11 protein-coding genes and 1 other annotated feature are annotated in these 14,672 nt (G+C 41.8%); of the genes, 2 read left to right on the top strand and 9 right to left on the bottom strand.

Annotated features, from left to right (window positions below; translation table 11 throughout):
- Positions 1-193: 193 nt before the first annotated feature.
- Positions 194-406 (top strand) — a binding site (T-box leader).
- 66 nt (positions 407-472) lie between these two features.
- Positions 473-2,116, top strand: a complete 1,644-nt coding sequence (gene serA, locus ABES02_RS12330) for a phosphoglycerate dehydrogenase (RefSeq protein WP_430134873.1) — start codon at positions 473-475, stop codon at positions 2,114-2,116.
- 295 nt (positions 2,117-2,411) lie between these two features.
- On the opposite strand, the gene ABES02_RS12325 is transcribed toward serA, so the two are convergent.
- Positions 2,412-3,539 (bottom strand): HAD family hydrolase, encoded by a 1,128-nt coding sequence (locus ABES02_RS12325; protein WP_430134871.1) that lies wholly within the window; start codon positions 3,537-3,539, stop codon positions 2,412-2,414.
- A gap of 174 nt (positions 3,540-3,713) precedes the next feature.
- Between ABES02_RS12325 and ABES02_RS12320 the strand changes: the two genes are divergently transcribed.
- On the top strand, positions 3,714-4,160 hold the full coding sequence (locus ABES02_RS12320; protein WP_430134868.1) for a MarR family winged helix-turn-helix transcriptional regulator: 447 nt from the start codon (positions 3,714-3,716) through the stop codon (positions 4,158-4,160).
- Positions 4,161-4,234: 74 nt separating this feature from the next.
- On the opposite strand, the gene ABES02_RS12315 is transcribed toward ABES02_RS12320, so the two are convergent.
- The 8 genes from ABES02_RS12315 to ABES02_RS12280 form a co-directional block, all read right to left on the bottom strand.
- Positions 4,235-5,710 (bottom strand): APC family permease, encoded by a 1,476-nt coding sequence (locus ABES02_RS12315; RefSeq protein ID WP_430134865.1) that lies wholly within the window; start codon positions 5,708-5,710, stop codon positions 4,235-4,237.
- A gap of 121 nt (positions 5,711-5,831) precedes the next feature.
- Positions 5,832-6,095: a PAS domain-containing protein gene (locus ABES02_RS12310; protein ID WP_430134863.1), complete on the bottom strand. Its 264-nt coding sequence runs from the start codon at positions 6,093-6,095 to the stop codon at positions 5,832-5,834.
- Between the two features lie 11 nt (positions 6,096-6,106).
- Complete coding sequence (locus ABES02_RS12305) at positions 6,107-7,309, bottom strand: acyl-CoA dehydrogenase family protein (RefSeq protein WP_430134860.1); 1,203 nt, start codon at positions 7,307-7,309, stop codon at positions 6,107-6,109.
- Positions 7,310-7,322: 13 nt separating this feature from the next.
- Positions 7,323-8,498, bottom strand: coding sequence for a CaiB/BaiF CoA transferase family protein (locus ABES02_RS12300; protein ID WP_430134858.1), 1,176 nt, complete (start codon positions 8,496-8,498; stop codon positions 7,323-7,325).
- Positions 8,499-8,689: 191 nt separating this feature from the next.
- Complete coding sequence (locus ABES02_RS12295; protein ID WP_430134939.1) at positions 8,690-10,111, bottom strand: NAD-dependent succinate-semialdehyde dehydrogenase; 1,422 nt, start codon at positions 10,109-10,111, stop codon at positions 8,690-8,692.
- Between the two features lie 39 nt (positions 10,112-10,150).
- Entirely contained in the window at positions 10,151-11,521 is a 1,371-nt protein-coding gene (gabT, locus tag ABES02_RS12290) for a 4-aminobutyrate--2-oxoglutarate transaminase (protein WP_430134855.1), read from the bottom strand.
- 31 nt (positions 11,522-11,552) lie between these two features.
- A complete protein-coding gene (locus tag ABES02_RS12285) occupies positions 11,553-12,926 on the bottom strand; it encodes a putrescine aminotransferase (protein WP_430134852.1) in 1,374 nt (457 codons plus the stop codon).
- A gap of 195 nt (positions 12,927-13,121) precedes the next feature.
- The gene (locus tag ABES02_RS12280) at positions 13,122-14,594 is read right to left on the bottom strand and encodes an aldehyde dehydrogenase family protein (protein ID WP_430134936.1); all 1,473 of its coding nucleotides are present in this window, start codon (positions 14,592-14,594) and stop codon (positions 13,122-13,124) included.
- Positions 14,595-14,672 lie beyond the last annotated feature (78 nt).

The raw sequence follows: 14,672 nt of genomic DNA, 5'->3' as shown, positions 1-14,672 counted from the left end.
TAGATTTGTTTTCACTATTTTATGGTGTAAACGCTTACCACTGCGCCATTATTGGATTCTAATTTTTAAGTAAAAATTTCATTTTATAAAAGTAAATTTTTTTCTACTTTATCCCTTTACAATTCTGAAGGTATGGTTGTAGAATAATCCCTATATTCGATTTATATTTTGAAATTTCTCTTAATTCTAAATATAACATGTAATGATGAAGACGGCATTAAGAAATGGCTTCAGAGAGCCGGTGGTTGCTGCGAACCGGTGCCTATGCTTAAAACGCCCAGCCCTTCTGAACTGGCTGCTGAAAGTCTGAGTAGGCTAGCCCGGTTAAAACCGTTACTTTTTTTCGAGGCTGCAGCTATTTTTTGCAGCAAAAGAGGGTGGCACCACGTTACTTCACGTCCCTCATAACACAACTACTATGTCTGTGTTATGAGGGACTTTTTTATTTTTAAATAGGGAAAGGATGGTTTTGATGTATAAAGTACTTGTAACTGACGGTATCAGCAATACGGGTTTAAAGAGTTTAATTGAGCACCCTCATTTTGTGGTAGAGAGGCAGCCGACTCTTCCAACTGAGGAGTTAAAAAACATTATTGGCGATTACGACGCTTTGATTGTGAGAAGTCAAACTAAGGTAACTGAGGAACTTCTTCAAGCAGCAGGTAAGCTTCGCGTGATTGCCAGAGCAGGCGTAGGTGTCGATAATATTGATGTAAATGCGGCAACACGGAAAGGAATCATCGTCATAAACGCTCCTGGTGCCAATACAATGGCTGCTACTGAGCATACATTGGCAATGATGTTATCATTAGCGCGAAAAATTCCCCAAGCCCACCAAAAAACGGCGGGTGGTGAATGGGACCGCAACTCCTTTAAAGGGGTCGAGTTGTACAAAAAAACGCTTGGCGTTATCGGCATGGGTAAAATCGGGACAGAAGTGGCAAAACGCGCTAAAGCCTTCGGCATGAACATTTTAGGCTTTGACCCGTACTTAACCGAAGACCGGGCAAAAAAATTGGGCATCACTAAAGCGAGCCTTGATTTAATTGCCGCGGAATCCGATTTTATTACTATCCATACACCATTGACCAATGACACAAGAGGAATCATCAATGATGATTATTTAGCAAAAACGAAAAAAGGCGTACGCTTTGTCAACTGTGCCCGCGGTGGGATCATTGACGAAAAAGCATTAGTACGTGCGATTGTGGCAGGACATGTAGCTGGTGCAGCACTTGATGTATTTGAAAAAGAACCAGTGGCCGATCCTGAATTGCTGCAGAATCCTAATATCATTGTAACGCCGCATCTTGGTGCATCAACAGTGGAAGCACAGGAAAAGGTCGCAGAAGAGGTAAGTGCCGAAATTATCGAGATTTTTGAAACTCAATCTATTAAAAATGCAGTCAATATGCCGCAAATGTCAGGCGAAACCCAAGCGAAGCTTCAGCCGTATTTATTACTTGGCGATCAAATGGGGCAGCTAGTAATCCAGCTGTTGAAAAAGCAAGCTCCTACTAAAATCGAAATCAATTATTATGGCGATTTAATTGATGAAGATACAGAATTATTAACTCGTACTCTGTTAAAAGGTGTTCTATCTTATCATTTAAGTGATTCTGTTAATCTTATTAATGCTCTTCATCTTTTAAAGGAGCAGGGTGTTTCATATAATGTTCAGAAGAATGCTACCAATAAAGGGTTTGCGAATTTTATGGAGCTATCTGTCTCCAATGGGATTGAAACGGCTAAAATTGGAGCAACTGTCTTAAACGGTTATGGTGCTCGAATTTTAAAAATTAACGAATATCGCATTGATGTTAAGCCGGAAAAATTCCTCTTGTATATTAAGCATCGTGACGTGCCAGGTATGATTGGAAAGGTTGGTTCCCTACTAGGCGACTACCAAATCAATATTGGTACGATGCAGGTAGGTAGAACTGAAGTTGGCGGAGAAGCAATCATGGTCTTGACTTTGGATAAAACATTAAAAGCGAATGTGCTTGGTGAATTAACTCAAATTGAAGGTTTAGAGGAAGCGCAATTATTAGAATTAACAAATGTGGATTCATTAGACCCTAGTAGCGTGGAACCGGCAAAGGTGGAAAGTATATAAATAATAGGAAAGAGGGATTGCGATGTACTGCAATCCCTCTTTTTTAGTATTTTCTTTTGTTTTGGCTGTTATGGCAAAGTTTGATGATTTTTTTCGAGTTATAAACTCCTAAAATCCTAATCTAAAGTGTAAGATTACACCCTATTATCGTAGTTTTGGGATTTATCGGCGAATTTCACAAGTTTATCGGCGAATCTGAGATTTTATCGGCGAATTTTCAATTTTATCGGCGAATTTAACCACTTTATCGGCGAATCAAACACGGCAACCATTTTTTTGAAATTTAACCTTTGCTTTATAGTATTCCTTTCAAATCAAGCACAGAGTCCAAAATATAATCCGCTTTATGCTTCTCAAACTCACTTCTGGCATCTTTACCGGACAATCCGGTTAAAACGGCAGCAAATTGGCAGCCCATTTGTCTTGCAGCCAGAAGGTCAGCCAATGAATCACCCACGATAAGAAGAGTTTCCCCGTTTTCTATCGGCAATGCCAGATTTAAGCATTCTTCAACGGATATACCTTTTCGATGAAGACCAAAAATATATGTAAACGGATGTGGCTTAGATAGAGATTTTCGTTCGGGAAGCTGTTTTTCCGCTTTTAGGACATCATCTTCTGTAACCACTCTATTCCGATCAAAATGCCGGAACCAGTTTAGATGTTGAAATGGCTGGATGGTTTCAAGCTCGGGTCTTCCTGTGCCAATTCCGATTTCATAGCCATTAGCGCGCAAGAATCCAAATAGTTCATCAATTTCTTCTTGGGGAGCTAATGTTGTTTCATACGCAAGATAACCTTTCTTACCCGTTTGCACAGATGGACTTCCAGTAGATGCGAGAATATTTTCATCCCCTACATACCATTCCTGGGAAACATGCTCACAAATGGACCAAAGCTCATCCTTCCCCTTGAAAGCGGACGTTTCTACCCCCAGCTTTTCCTTGGCAACCTCATTTAGGTACTCTAACAGCTCCTGCTTCGTAGAGTTAGATCTCTCAAAATCACCAACAAACAAATTAAAATCAAGTTTCACATTATAGTTACTAAGCACCCTGCCAATTTCTAAAAGTTTTTCTCGATTAAATGGTGCCTGACACCATTGGCTGATTTTTTCATATTCTGTTTCCTTTATCTGCGATAACAGATGGATTAATTGATAGCTAAATGCGAGGTAGATCATGTCCCAGTTTGCGTTTAGGCCGCGGGATTTCATAAATTTTAGGACGTTGTCATGTTCAAACACTAGTTCCCTTATTTCCTTAATCTCATATTCGCTATATTCTGTTTTAAATTTCTCAGGTGACAAAGCTAAGTAATTGTAACTAATGAGCATCTCCCACACGGTTAGGGCAGACGCATCAAAATAATGCTCTTCACTTAAAAGCACCCCATCAACGTCAAACAATATTGTTTTAATCAACTTTCTCACCCTCATTTCTAAGTTTACTTTTATACGCTATCGTAACACAGCAATACTATTTTTTTAAAGTAAATTATCTATTTTTACAGATATTAAGTAATACGATTGACATTTCATATAAATTTATATAAATTTAATTGTGTACAATTAAATAGGCCAGGAGGCATTAAGCATTTGAACTCAGAAGATTTTTTAAAGCTTGATAATCAGTTATGTTTTGCGATATACGCCTGTTCAAGGGAAATTACCCGGTTATACCGTCCAATATTAGAAAAGCTCGAACTTACTTACCCGCAATTTTTAACATTAACTGTTTTATGGGAGCATGAACGTTTAACAGTTAAAGATATTGGAGAACTCCTTTATTTAGACAGTGGCACACTGACTCCGATGTTAAAACGTATGGAAGCGATGGGCCTGTTAATTCGGGTACGTGCAAGTGAAGATGAACGCAAAGTTTTTGTGGAACTGACCGAAAAGGGCAACAACCTTAAAGAAGAAGCACTTGAACTGCCTGAAAAGTGTATTCCTCATTTCGGTCTCTCAAAAGGGGAATATGGGGAAATGCTTTTAAAAATGAACCAATTGATTGGAAACTTACAAAAAGTTACCAGACCATAAAAAAACAAGCCGTGAGCAAAAATTTCTCGTATCACGGCTTGTTTTTTATTAGTTGAATCGACCATATAGATCTTTTAGGAATCTTTCTTAAGTCCGAAACTTGCAGGTTCAGAGTTTCCTAGTATGGCCTTATCACGTGGATACACAGATGAAAAATAGTATACAGCCCCTATTAACAAGACTGCTATGGCCAATAAAGGGACAGAATAATTCATATACCAAGGTTGTTCCGGTGAGCGTGGCCAGCAAAGATTGACAATGACGAAAACACCCCAGAAAAGCGATAAAAGATTTACAGTTAACCCCCATTTTCCTAAATTCCAAGGGGAGTTAGTCGAAATCCAGCCCCGTCTTCGCGCAATAAGCGCGCCAACTGTCACACTTAAGTAAGCAAGATAAATTCCGACAACGCATATGTTGACGATATAAGACTCAGCTGAAGCAGAAAGGACTAACAGTATCGTAAATATGCCACTAAATACGATTGCCGCTACTGGTGTATCATGCTTTTCTGACATTTTAGCCCACAGCTTGGAGCCGGGAATTTTGTTATCCCGACCAAACGAAAATAAGAGACGGGATACTGTGGCCTGAACTGCCGTGCCGCATACAAAAATCGCAACTAAGGCTAAGACGACAAAAGCATTCGATATCCCGGCGCCTAGGTTTTTTTTCAGAATGTAGGTTAAAGGGACCTCTGCTTTCATTGCCTGATCTAGATCAGGAATGGCAAGCACAAACGCCCACAGAGCTAACCCGCCAATGATAAACGTCAAAAATAATGAAGAGGTAATGGCTTTCGGCACAACCCTGCGAGGATTAATTACCTCCTCTGCTAGACTACCTGCAGAATCAAAACCAAATAAAACCCAAGTAGAGGTCAGCATGGCAACAAGGAATACAGGCAAATAGCTTCCTGTCCCAGCGGTTCCCGCCGTTTCAAATGTAAAGCTAAAGGGATGATGAATTCCAACAGCAAATAGCGCAATCGCCAACACAATCATGGCTACAATTTCAGCTATCATTCCAATATTATTTATTATGGCCATCAATTTTACGCTGAATGCGTTGATGAGTGTTTGAAGGATTACTAATACTGCAGTAATAACGACAAGTACTGTATGATTTTGCGCATCCAAACCCATTAACTGGGCTATATATGGCGCTCCCCCAAAATCAACAGAAGCTATCGTTGCAAGTAAGGCGATCAAATAAATCCACCCAGAAAACCATGCATAGGTATTACCTACCAGGTGCTTCGTCCATTGATAAATAGAGCCTGCTACTGGATAGTGAGAAGCGACTTCTCCCATAGTAAGTCCTACGAGGAGCTGACCGACGAACACGATAGGCCAGCTCCAGATAAAAGCCGGGCCTCCTGTAGTTAAACCAAATCCAAACAAGCTGAATATTCCGGTCGTTGCCGAAATAAAAGAAAACGAAATGGCAAAGTTGGAAAAGAAATTAAGATTTCTCTTTAACTCTTGCTTGTAACCAAGACTAGCAAGGTCCGCAACATCTTCATCAATTGAATGTACCTCCTTGGACAAACGAATCAACTCCTCTTATTTGTATGGATTAGAGTCTACCTATTGACCGACGACGATTCCATCCTCCTCTTTCCATGTGATTCTCACCTGATCGCCAGGTTGACAAATTTGATCTCCTTAACTATGAATCCCTTATCGTCCCGCCGACCTTCATCCCTAACAAATGGAGAACATTATTCTCTTTTGCAGGGGAAAATTGAATTTCATCTCCCGGAAAATCCTTTATGGTATTGACAGCATAATCAACTTTCAGAATTTTTCTGGCAGTTGTATTAAAAACAAGAACTGCTCCCTCAGGGTCAATAATTATGAATCCTTCTTTATAATGTTGAAAAATTCTTGTCATAAACTTCCAAGTAAACACCGATGGACCATTTTCGACCATAATTCCTCCAATTAAACTAGAATTTCTTCAAACGGCCATGCCGGAAGCATCTTTCTGAGAGTTTTATCTTCTCGATAACCGAGGGCATACTCACCCTGCATTATGGTATGAATTTCTCTGGTTCCTTCGTAAATGACTGGTGCTTTGGCATTCCGTAAATAGCGCTCGACAGGAAATTCATTGGAGAAACCATAGGCTCCATGAATTTGAACTGCATCGTTTGCTGCCTCAAAGGCGGCATCGCAAGAAATCCATTTTGCTAAGGATGTTTCCTGTGTATTTCGTTTTCCTGAATTTTTTAACCATCCTGCTTTAAAAACTAGTAGACGTGATATCTCAAGATTTGCTGACATTTTAGCAATCATTTGTTGGACAAGTTGATGTCTTCCAATTTCCTTGCCAAATGTTTTTCGTTCCTCGCAGTATTTGAGGCTTGCTTCAAGTGCGGCCATGATCGTCCCGCAGGCGCCTGCTGCTACAGTAAAGCGGCCATTATCAAGAGCAGACATCGCAATTTTGAAGCCCTCTCCTTCAAAACCAAGCAAATTTTCAGCTGGTACTCTTACATTATCTAAAAATACCTCCCCAGTATTTCCTGCACGAATTCCCAATTTTCCTTTAATCGCCTTCGATGACACACCCTCAAAAGTTCGCTCGACAATAAAGCAGGAAATTCCACGGTGTCCAGCTTTCGGATCTGTTTTGGCAAAAATTAAGAAATGGTCAGCCACATCACATAATGAAATCCAGGTTTTGGATCCATTTAATATATAAAAATTTCCGTCTTTTACTGCTGTCGTTTCAAGTGCTGCTACATCCGACCCAGCATTCGGTTCAGTAAGTCCGAAAGCGCCGATTTTATCTCCATTCGCTTGCGGGATGAGGTAATTTTGCTTTTGTACCTCTGTCCCCCACTGAAGCAACGTCATGCTGTTTAAGCCAGTATGAACGGACACTGCGGTACGAAAAGCTGTATCCCCGCGTTCTAGCTCCTCACACACAATGGCAAGTGTGTTATAATCCATGCCCACCCCGCCATATTCTTCCGGAATACATACACCCATTAGCTGCAGTTCAGCCAATCGTTTTAAAATATCCGTTTCAAAATGTCCCTTTTCATCCCACTCCTTAATATAAGGAATGATTTCCCGATCCACGAATGAACGAACGACCTTTCTCACGCTTTTTTGCTCTTCGGTTAATGAAAAATTCATTTTCTCTTCCCCCTTAAAAAATTCCATCTTGTTTCATTTTTTTAATTTCCATATTTGAGTACCCCAGCTTCTTCAAGACTTCCTCGGTATGCTCACTGTGCATTGGCGGATGCCGTTTTATTTTTACAGGTGTTCTAGAAAATTTTAATGGTGAACCGACAAGCTTTAAGTCAGTAATCACCGGATGATTCACCTGCACAACCATTTCCCTTGTTGCAGCTTCGTCTGATTCCAAAGCCTCTTTTACATTATTAATCGGCCCATTAGGGATACCTGCTTCATCAAGAAGTTGTTTCCACTCCGCTTTAGGTCTTGTTTTAATTTTTGCAGCGATTATTTTTAAGAGCCCGTCCTTATTTTTCAGCCTGCTTGAATTTTTTTCGTAGTGCTTTGATAAAAGTGATTCATCTTTAAGCAACATGGCAAATTTACGATATTGCTGGTCATTACCGACTGCGATAATAAAGTCTCCATCACTGGCCGAAAACACCTGGTAGGGAACAATGTTCGGGTGTGCATTCCCAAGACGTTCAGGGATTTGCCCTGAACATAGATAATTGCTTGCGACATTCACTAAGCCAGCAAGCTGTGAATCAAATAAGGAGATATCAATATCCTGCCCTTCTCCTGTTTTATTTCGGTGCAAAAGTGCCCCTAATATCCCGATACATGTGTAAAGACCTGTGAGGACATCAGCTATTGCTACCCCGACTTTTGTGGGTTGTGCCTCTTTTTCACCGGTAATACTCATTAATCCCGACATGGCTTGAATTATATAATCATAACCTGGCAAGGCAGAGGTCGATCCAAAACCACTTATTGAGGCGAGGATAATCCCTTCGTTGACCTTGTTCATTTCCTCAAATCCCAAGCCTAATTTATCAAGTGTCCCTGGCTTAAAATTTTGCACCACTACATCGGCATCAGAAATAAGCTTTTTTAAAATTTCTTGTCCTTGTTTTGTTTTAATATTTAACGTAATTCCCCTTTTATTACGGTTGGCACAAAGATAATAGGCACTTTCTCCCTCCACAAATGGAGGCCCCCATCCTCTTGTTTCATCTCCCGAATCTACACTTTCAATTTTGATTACGTCTGCTCCCATATCACCCAGGATCATCGTGCAATAGGGGCCTGCGAGAACCCGTGACAAATCTATTATTTTTACTCCTTGCAGCGGCCCGGTCAAAGAATTTCCTCCCTGCTACATAACTAATTAATAGAGTTATTTACTGAAAAGTTCATACATCCTCTGCTTAAAAAGCCAGAGAAAACACCCCATGACAACTAGAATCACTGAATGTTTCACTGGCTTTTAATCGTGATTTCCCCTCTGGAAGGAGAATGAAGTAAATTAGGCAGTTACTTAATAAAATATGATTAAATATCTAATCCGATTGAAATATATTTTACTTCTAAAAACTCTTCAATCCCAAAATGACCACCTTCTCTACCCAGTCCACTCTCTTTGTAGCCTCCAAATGGAACTTGGACAGCGGAAGGAAGTGAATCATTAAGTCCTATGATTCCGTACTCAAGCTGCTCCGTGATTCTAAATGATCGGTTTAAATTTTCCGTGTACACATAGGCAGCCAAGCCGTAACGGGAGTTATTGGCCCGTTCAATGACTTCCTCTTCCGTTTTAAAGGTAGAAATTGGTGCAAGAGGTCCAAAGATTTCATCCTGCATACATTCCATATCGTCGTGAACATCGGTTAAGATCGTCGGGGAATAGAAATAGCCATTTACTTCAGCAGGTTTAAGTCCGCTATAAGTGACCTTTCCCCCCTTTTTAAGTGCATCCTTGACCAATCCTTCAACCTTTTTATAGGCAGCTTTATCGATTAATGGGCCGATATCGATACCCTCTTCTAGTCCGTTACCAACCGTAAGCTTCTCTAATTCCATTTGAAAAAGTTTAATAAAATCATCCGCGACGGCTTCCTGAACATATACCCGATTCGTGCAAATACATGTTTGACCGGCATTGCGGAACTTCGATTGAACGAGTCCGACTGCTGCCTTTGCTAAGTTCGCATCATCCATGACGATAAATGGAGCATTCCCGCCCAGCTCTAAAGATACCTTTTTTACATTTTCAGCAGCGCCACGCATCAAGGTTCTCCCTACCTCGGTCGAACCTGTAAAGGTTATTTTTGTTACTCGAGGATCCTTTAACCAGACATTTCCAATTTCCGCAGACCTGCCGGTAATGACGTTAATTACCCCATCTGGAATACCGGCTTCATGTGCAAGTTCTGCCATTTTTAAAGCTGTAAGCGGTGTTTGATTAGCAGGCTTTACCACGACAGTACAACCAGCTGCCAGTGCTGGGCCTACTTTACGCGTAATAATTGCAGCTGGGAAGTTCCATGGAGTAATTGCTGCCACGACACCAACGGGTTCTTTTCTTACCAGAATTCGTTTATTTGGATGAGAGGCAGGAATTGTTTCTCCATAGATTCGTTTCCCCTCTTCTGCATACCAGGAGATAAATCCGTTTGCGTACTGAACCTCTCCAAGTGCTTCCTTCAACGGTTTACCTTGTTCAATCGTCATAATTCTAGCAATCTCATGTTTATTTTTTTCTATTAAATAAAACCATTTCATTAAAAGCTGATAGCGTTCTTCCGCTGTTTTTTTCGACCAGAGCTTAAAGGCCTTATGAGCAGCATCCACTGCCTGCTCCGCTTCATAGGCACCACCTGTCGGAACGGCGCCTACAACTTCCTTTGTCGCCGGGTTAATGACTTCTGTAAAAACTTCATAGTCACTGCCAACCCAATCTCCATTTAAATACATTGGATAGATTTGATATTTTTGCTTAAGCAAATCCATTCTTTATTTCCCCCCAACTGTTAAGGCAGGATCATTCAGATAAACTTCTTCAATCGCTTCCTCAAGAATTTGTAAGCCTTCTTCAAGCTGGTCATCTGTTATTGTTAATGGCATCAGAATGCGAATGACATTTCCAAACAACCCAGCGCTAAGTAACATCAGACCTCGCTCCCCGGCTGCTTTTACAATTTTCCCTACAGCCTCTTTATCAGGAGTTTTTGACTGTCTATCCTTGACGATTTCCATTGCACACATTGCCCCTAGTCCACGGACATCTCCAATGCATGCGAAACGCTCAGCAAGAAGCTGCATTTTTTCAATCACTCTAGAGCCAAGCTTATCCGCCCGGTCATTAAGGTTTTCACTTTCGATAATATCCAACACTGTCAGAGCAGCACGACAGCCAAGCGGGCTTCCCGAGTAAGTTCCGCCGATTTCGCCTACCTCAGCTGCATCCATAATCTCAGCCCGACCAATGACTCCGCTAATTGGAACTCCAGCCCCCATCGATTTTGAAATGGTAATCAAGTCAGGAACTACATCAAAATGATCAATCGCAAAATACTTTCCAGTCCGAGCAAATCCCGTTTGTATTTCATCGGCAATAAACAAAATGCCATACTTAGTGCAGATTTCCCTTACCAGTTGAACGAAGGCTTTTGCCGGCACGATAAAGCCGCCTTCACCTTGAACAGGCTCCATCACTACTGCGGCAATGGTTTCTGGCGCGACCTCTGCTAGAAGGAATTGTTCAAATTGTTCAATAATCATCATTGTATATTGCTGTTCACTCATTCCGTCCGGGCGACGGTAATCATATGGATATGGCGCCTTATAGACTTCTGGTGCGAATGGGCCAAAACCAAACTTGTATGGCTTTACCTTGCTTGTCATCGTCATCGTCATTAATGTTCTGCCATGGAAGCCTCTTGTAAAGGAAACAATCCCCTGACGCTTCGTATACCTCCTGGCAATTTTCACCGCATTTTCAACCGCTTCAGCACCGCTGTTAAAAAAGGCGGCTTGCTTGTCAAAATCACCAGGTGCAAGCCCGCAAAGTCTTTCGGCAAGATTGATATACGATTCATACATCATTACATTAAAGCCTGTATGGACAAATTGGCTTGCCTGTTCCTGCAAGGCCCTCACCACTCTTGGGTGAGAATGTCCGACATTTAACGTTCCAATAGCACCAGCAAAATCAATATAGTGATTACCGTCCACATCTTCGACCATGGCTCCTTGTGCTTTTTTGACAAAGGATTGGCAGTTATTGCTGATTCCTTTTGGGACAAATTTATTTCTTCGCTTCAAGATTTCATTCGATTTCGGTCCGGGTATCTCTGTTTGGAGCTTGACGTATTTCTTTTCCACTTTCGTGCTCCCCCTTTTAACTACATCCCTTTTATGCTTTCACCTGCTCTAATACCTCTTTGAAAGTGCTGACCACTTTATTAACCTCTTCATAACTGATTGTCAGAGCAGGCTCGACACGGATGGTCTTCGAATTGATAAGTGTTCCAGCAACAAGGATTCCACGGTCAAACATGCCTTTTGATACCTCATAGCCAATTTCATCTTTATGGAATTCTATCCCGATCATCAAACCTTGGCCACGAATTTCCTGTACTTTATCTTCATGACCTTTCGACGCTTCTTTCAACTCATTAAGAAAATATTCCCCTACTACCGCAGCCCTTTCTGGAAGATTTTCTTCAATTAAAATACCGATGGTCGCAATCGCTGCAGCACACGCTAAGGGATTGCCTCCGAAGGTTGTCGTATGCATGAACGGATTAGGAAACCAGCTTTTAAATACCTTCTCTTTTGCAACAATAGCACCCGCCGGCATAACCCCGCCGCCAAAAGCTTTTGCCAAACAGATAATATCCGGAACGACGTCATACAATTCCGCGGCAAACATTTTTCCAGTACGTCCCATTCCTGTTTGCACTTCGTCGAAAATTAACAGTGAACCGTATTGATCACAAAGCTCACGAACCTGTTTTAAGTAGTTTTCCGGAGGAAGAATAATTCCGCCTTCACCCTGAATCGGTTCTAAAATAACGGCTGCAACATCTTCTCCTACTGATGCGCACACTTCGAAAGTCTTTCTCATCATGTCAATATCCCCGAAAGGAACATGGCGGAAGCCAGGAATTAATGGGAGGAACGGTTTTCGGAACATACCTTTGGCAGTACCTGATAACGAACCTAAGCTTTTACCATGGAAAGCACGAGTGGTTGAAATAAACGTCGTCCGCTCACTATACATTTTGGCGAGCTTCAGGGCGGCCTCTACGCTTTCAGTTCCGCTATTTGTAAAAAAAGCATATTTCAAATCACCAGGGGTGATATCAGCTAAAATTTTTGCCAGCATCGCTCGAAGCGGGTCAAGCAGATCCTGACTGTGAAGGGCCTGACGCTTGAGCTGATCTGTTACAGCTTTCACGACCTTTGGATTGCGATGGCCAACATTGTAAATCCCAAAGCCGCCAAGACAATCAACGTATTCCTTCCCATTTACATCCTTAAAGCAGGCACCATTATCAGACCACTCAACGGCAGCGAATTGACCACCCTCGGTAACGGTTTTGCGGTATTCCAGAAAACCAGGGTTTACGTTCTCACGGAAGCCATCGACGGTTTCCTTTGTAATCCAAGCCGCTTCTTCCTCGTTGATTTGCTCTTTTTCTATTAAACTTAAAACCTTGTTAATATAGTCAGTGACATTTTTCTTTTGTTCACTCTTAGTCTCTCGGGATAAATCGATACTCATGTTATCTCTCCTTTTTTTGAAAAAAAAATTTCTTCTTTGAACTCTGATAACTATCCAGCTCCAGCGCCCAGCGCCTAGTGTCCTTCGCTCTCCGCCCTACGATAAGTCAACATCGAATCGCTTACGCTCTTCGTGTTTCCTTTATCTCAGTTTGAGCGCTCCAGGCCATACGTCGCTAAACGGGCGCTTCCGCTTTTAATTTGAAAACCAGCCAACTGGTTCTACTTGTAAATTGATATTAATCTGTTTAATCTCCTGGAATTCCCCAAGACCAAATGTTCCTAAACTGCGTCCGACTCCACTTTGCTTATATCCGCCCCATGGCGCTTCATTATAGGTTGGGTGATAGGAATTAATCCAGGTTATCCCGGCTCGAAGCTTCTTAATCACTCTAAGCCCCTTGGCACCATCGGTACTAAATACAGCCCCAGCAAGTCCATAAACTGTACTATTTGCCAGCTTAATCGCTTCGCTTTCATCTTTGAACTTCTGAATAACGACAACAGGACCGAAAATTTCCTCTTGGACGATCCGCATTTCCTGCTTTACATCCACGAAAACAGTTGGCTCCACAAAGTACCCTTTTTCTAAGCCATCGCAAACGATTCTGCTGCCGCCGCAGGCAACTTTCGCACCTTCCTGCTTTCCAAGTTCAATATAGTGAAGAACCTTTTCCAAATGTTCCTTGCTTACAAGAGGTCCCATTTCTGTTAAAGGATCATTGCCAGGTCCCACTTGAATTTTCTTTGCTCTTTCAACAAACCGTTCTACAAATTTATCGTAAATACACTCTTCAACAAGAATCCTTGATCCGGCCGAGCAAACTTGACCAGCACCAGCATAGATTCCGAATAAAGCATAATCGACAGCGGTTTCAAAATCGGCATCAGCAAAAATGATATTCGGTGATTTTCCGCCTAACTCCAGCGATACTTTTTTCATCGTGTCGGCAGCCGTTTTCATGATATGTTTGCCGATTTTCGTGCCGCCTGTAAACGAAACCATATCCACTTCTGGATGGGAGGCGATTTCATTTCCTACCACTGGTCCCGCGCCCAATACCATATTGGCAACACCCTTTGGCAGCCCCACTTCTTCAAAAATCTCAAACAGTTTTTTAGGTGTAACAGGAGTCACCTCAGAAGGCTTGAAAACGATGGTATTGCCTGCGGCTAATGCAGGGGCAATTTTCCAAACGCTCATTAAAAGGGGATAATTCCATGGAACAATCAACCCGCAAACACCAACTGGTTCGCGAACCACCATCGCCTGCATCGGATCGGCTACTTGATACGTATAACCATCCGGCTTTGTAATCAGTCCTGCATAATAACGGAAACAGGCAGCAGCATCACTGACATCAAATCCCGCCTCTCTTAATGGTTTGCCATTATCCATCGTTTCAAGCTGAGTAAGCTCTTCTGCATACTTATCAATTTTGTCCGCAATTTTGAATAAATAGGAGGCCCGTTCCTGTGCAGAAATTCCTGACCAAGTACCTTCTTCAAATGCTCTGCGGGCAGCGTAAATGGCCGCACGCGCATCGGCAACTGTTCCTTCTGGTGCATATGAAATAACCTCACCATTTGCAGGATTAATAACTGGGCGTGTTTCTTGATTTTCAGCATCTTTCCATTCACCATCAATGAACATCTTTAGGTTAATCACTCGATTTTTTACCTCGACCATTATCAAATCCTCCTTTATTTCTCTCATTAACAATTAATGCAAGAAGTGTGCCAAAAA

The sequence above is a fragment of the Neobacillus pocheonensis genome, from assembly GCF_050477905.1.
Lineage (GTDB): Bacteria > Bacillota > Bacilli > Bacillales > Cytobacillaceae > Neobacillus > Neobacillus pocheonensis_A.
The sequence above is the reverse complement of the archived record's forward strand: the minus strand, read 5'-3'. Positions and strand labels throughout refer to the sequence as shown.

Bases quoted from the DNA above. Each gene is read 5' to 3' on its own strand.
- serA (WP_430134873.1), top strand. From the start codon at position 473: ATGTATAAAGTACTTGTAACTGACGGTATCAGCAATACGGGTTTAAAG.
- ABES02_RS12310 (WP_430134863.1), bottom strand. From the start codon at position 6,095: ATGGTCGAAAATGGTCCATCGGTGTTTACTTGGAAGTTTATGACAAGA.
- ABES02_RS12305 (WP_430134860.1), bottom strand. From the start codon at position 7,309: ATGAATTTTTCATTAACCGAAGAGCAAAAAAGCGTGAGAAAGGTCGTT.
- ABES02_RS12295 (WP_430134939.1), bottom strand. From the start codon at position 10,111: ATGTATTTAAATGGAGATTGGGTTGGCAGTGACTATGAAGTTTTTACA.
- ABES02_RS12285 (WP_430134852.1), bottom strand. From the start codon at position 12,926: ATGAGTATCGATTTATCCCGAGAGACTAAGAGTGAACAAAAGAAAAAT.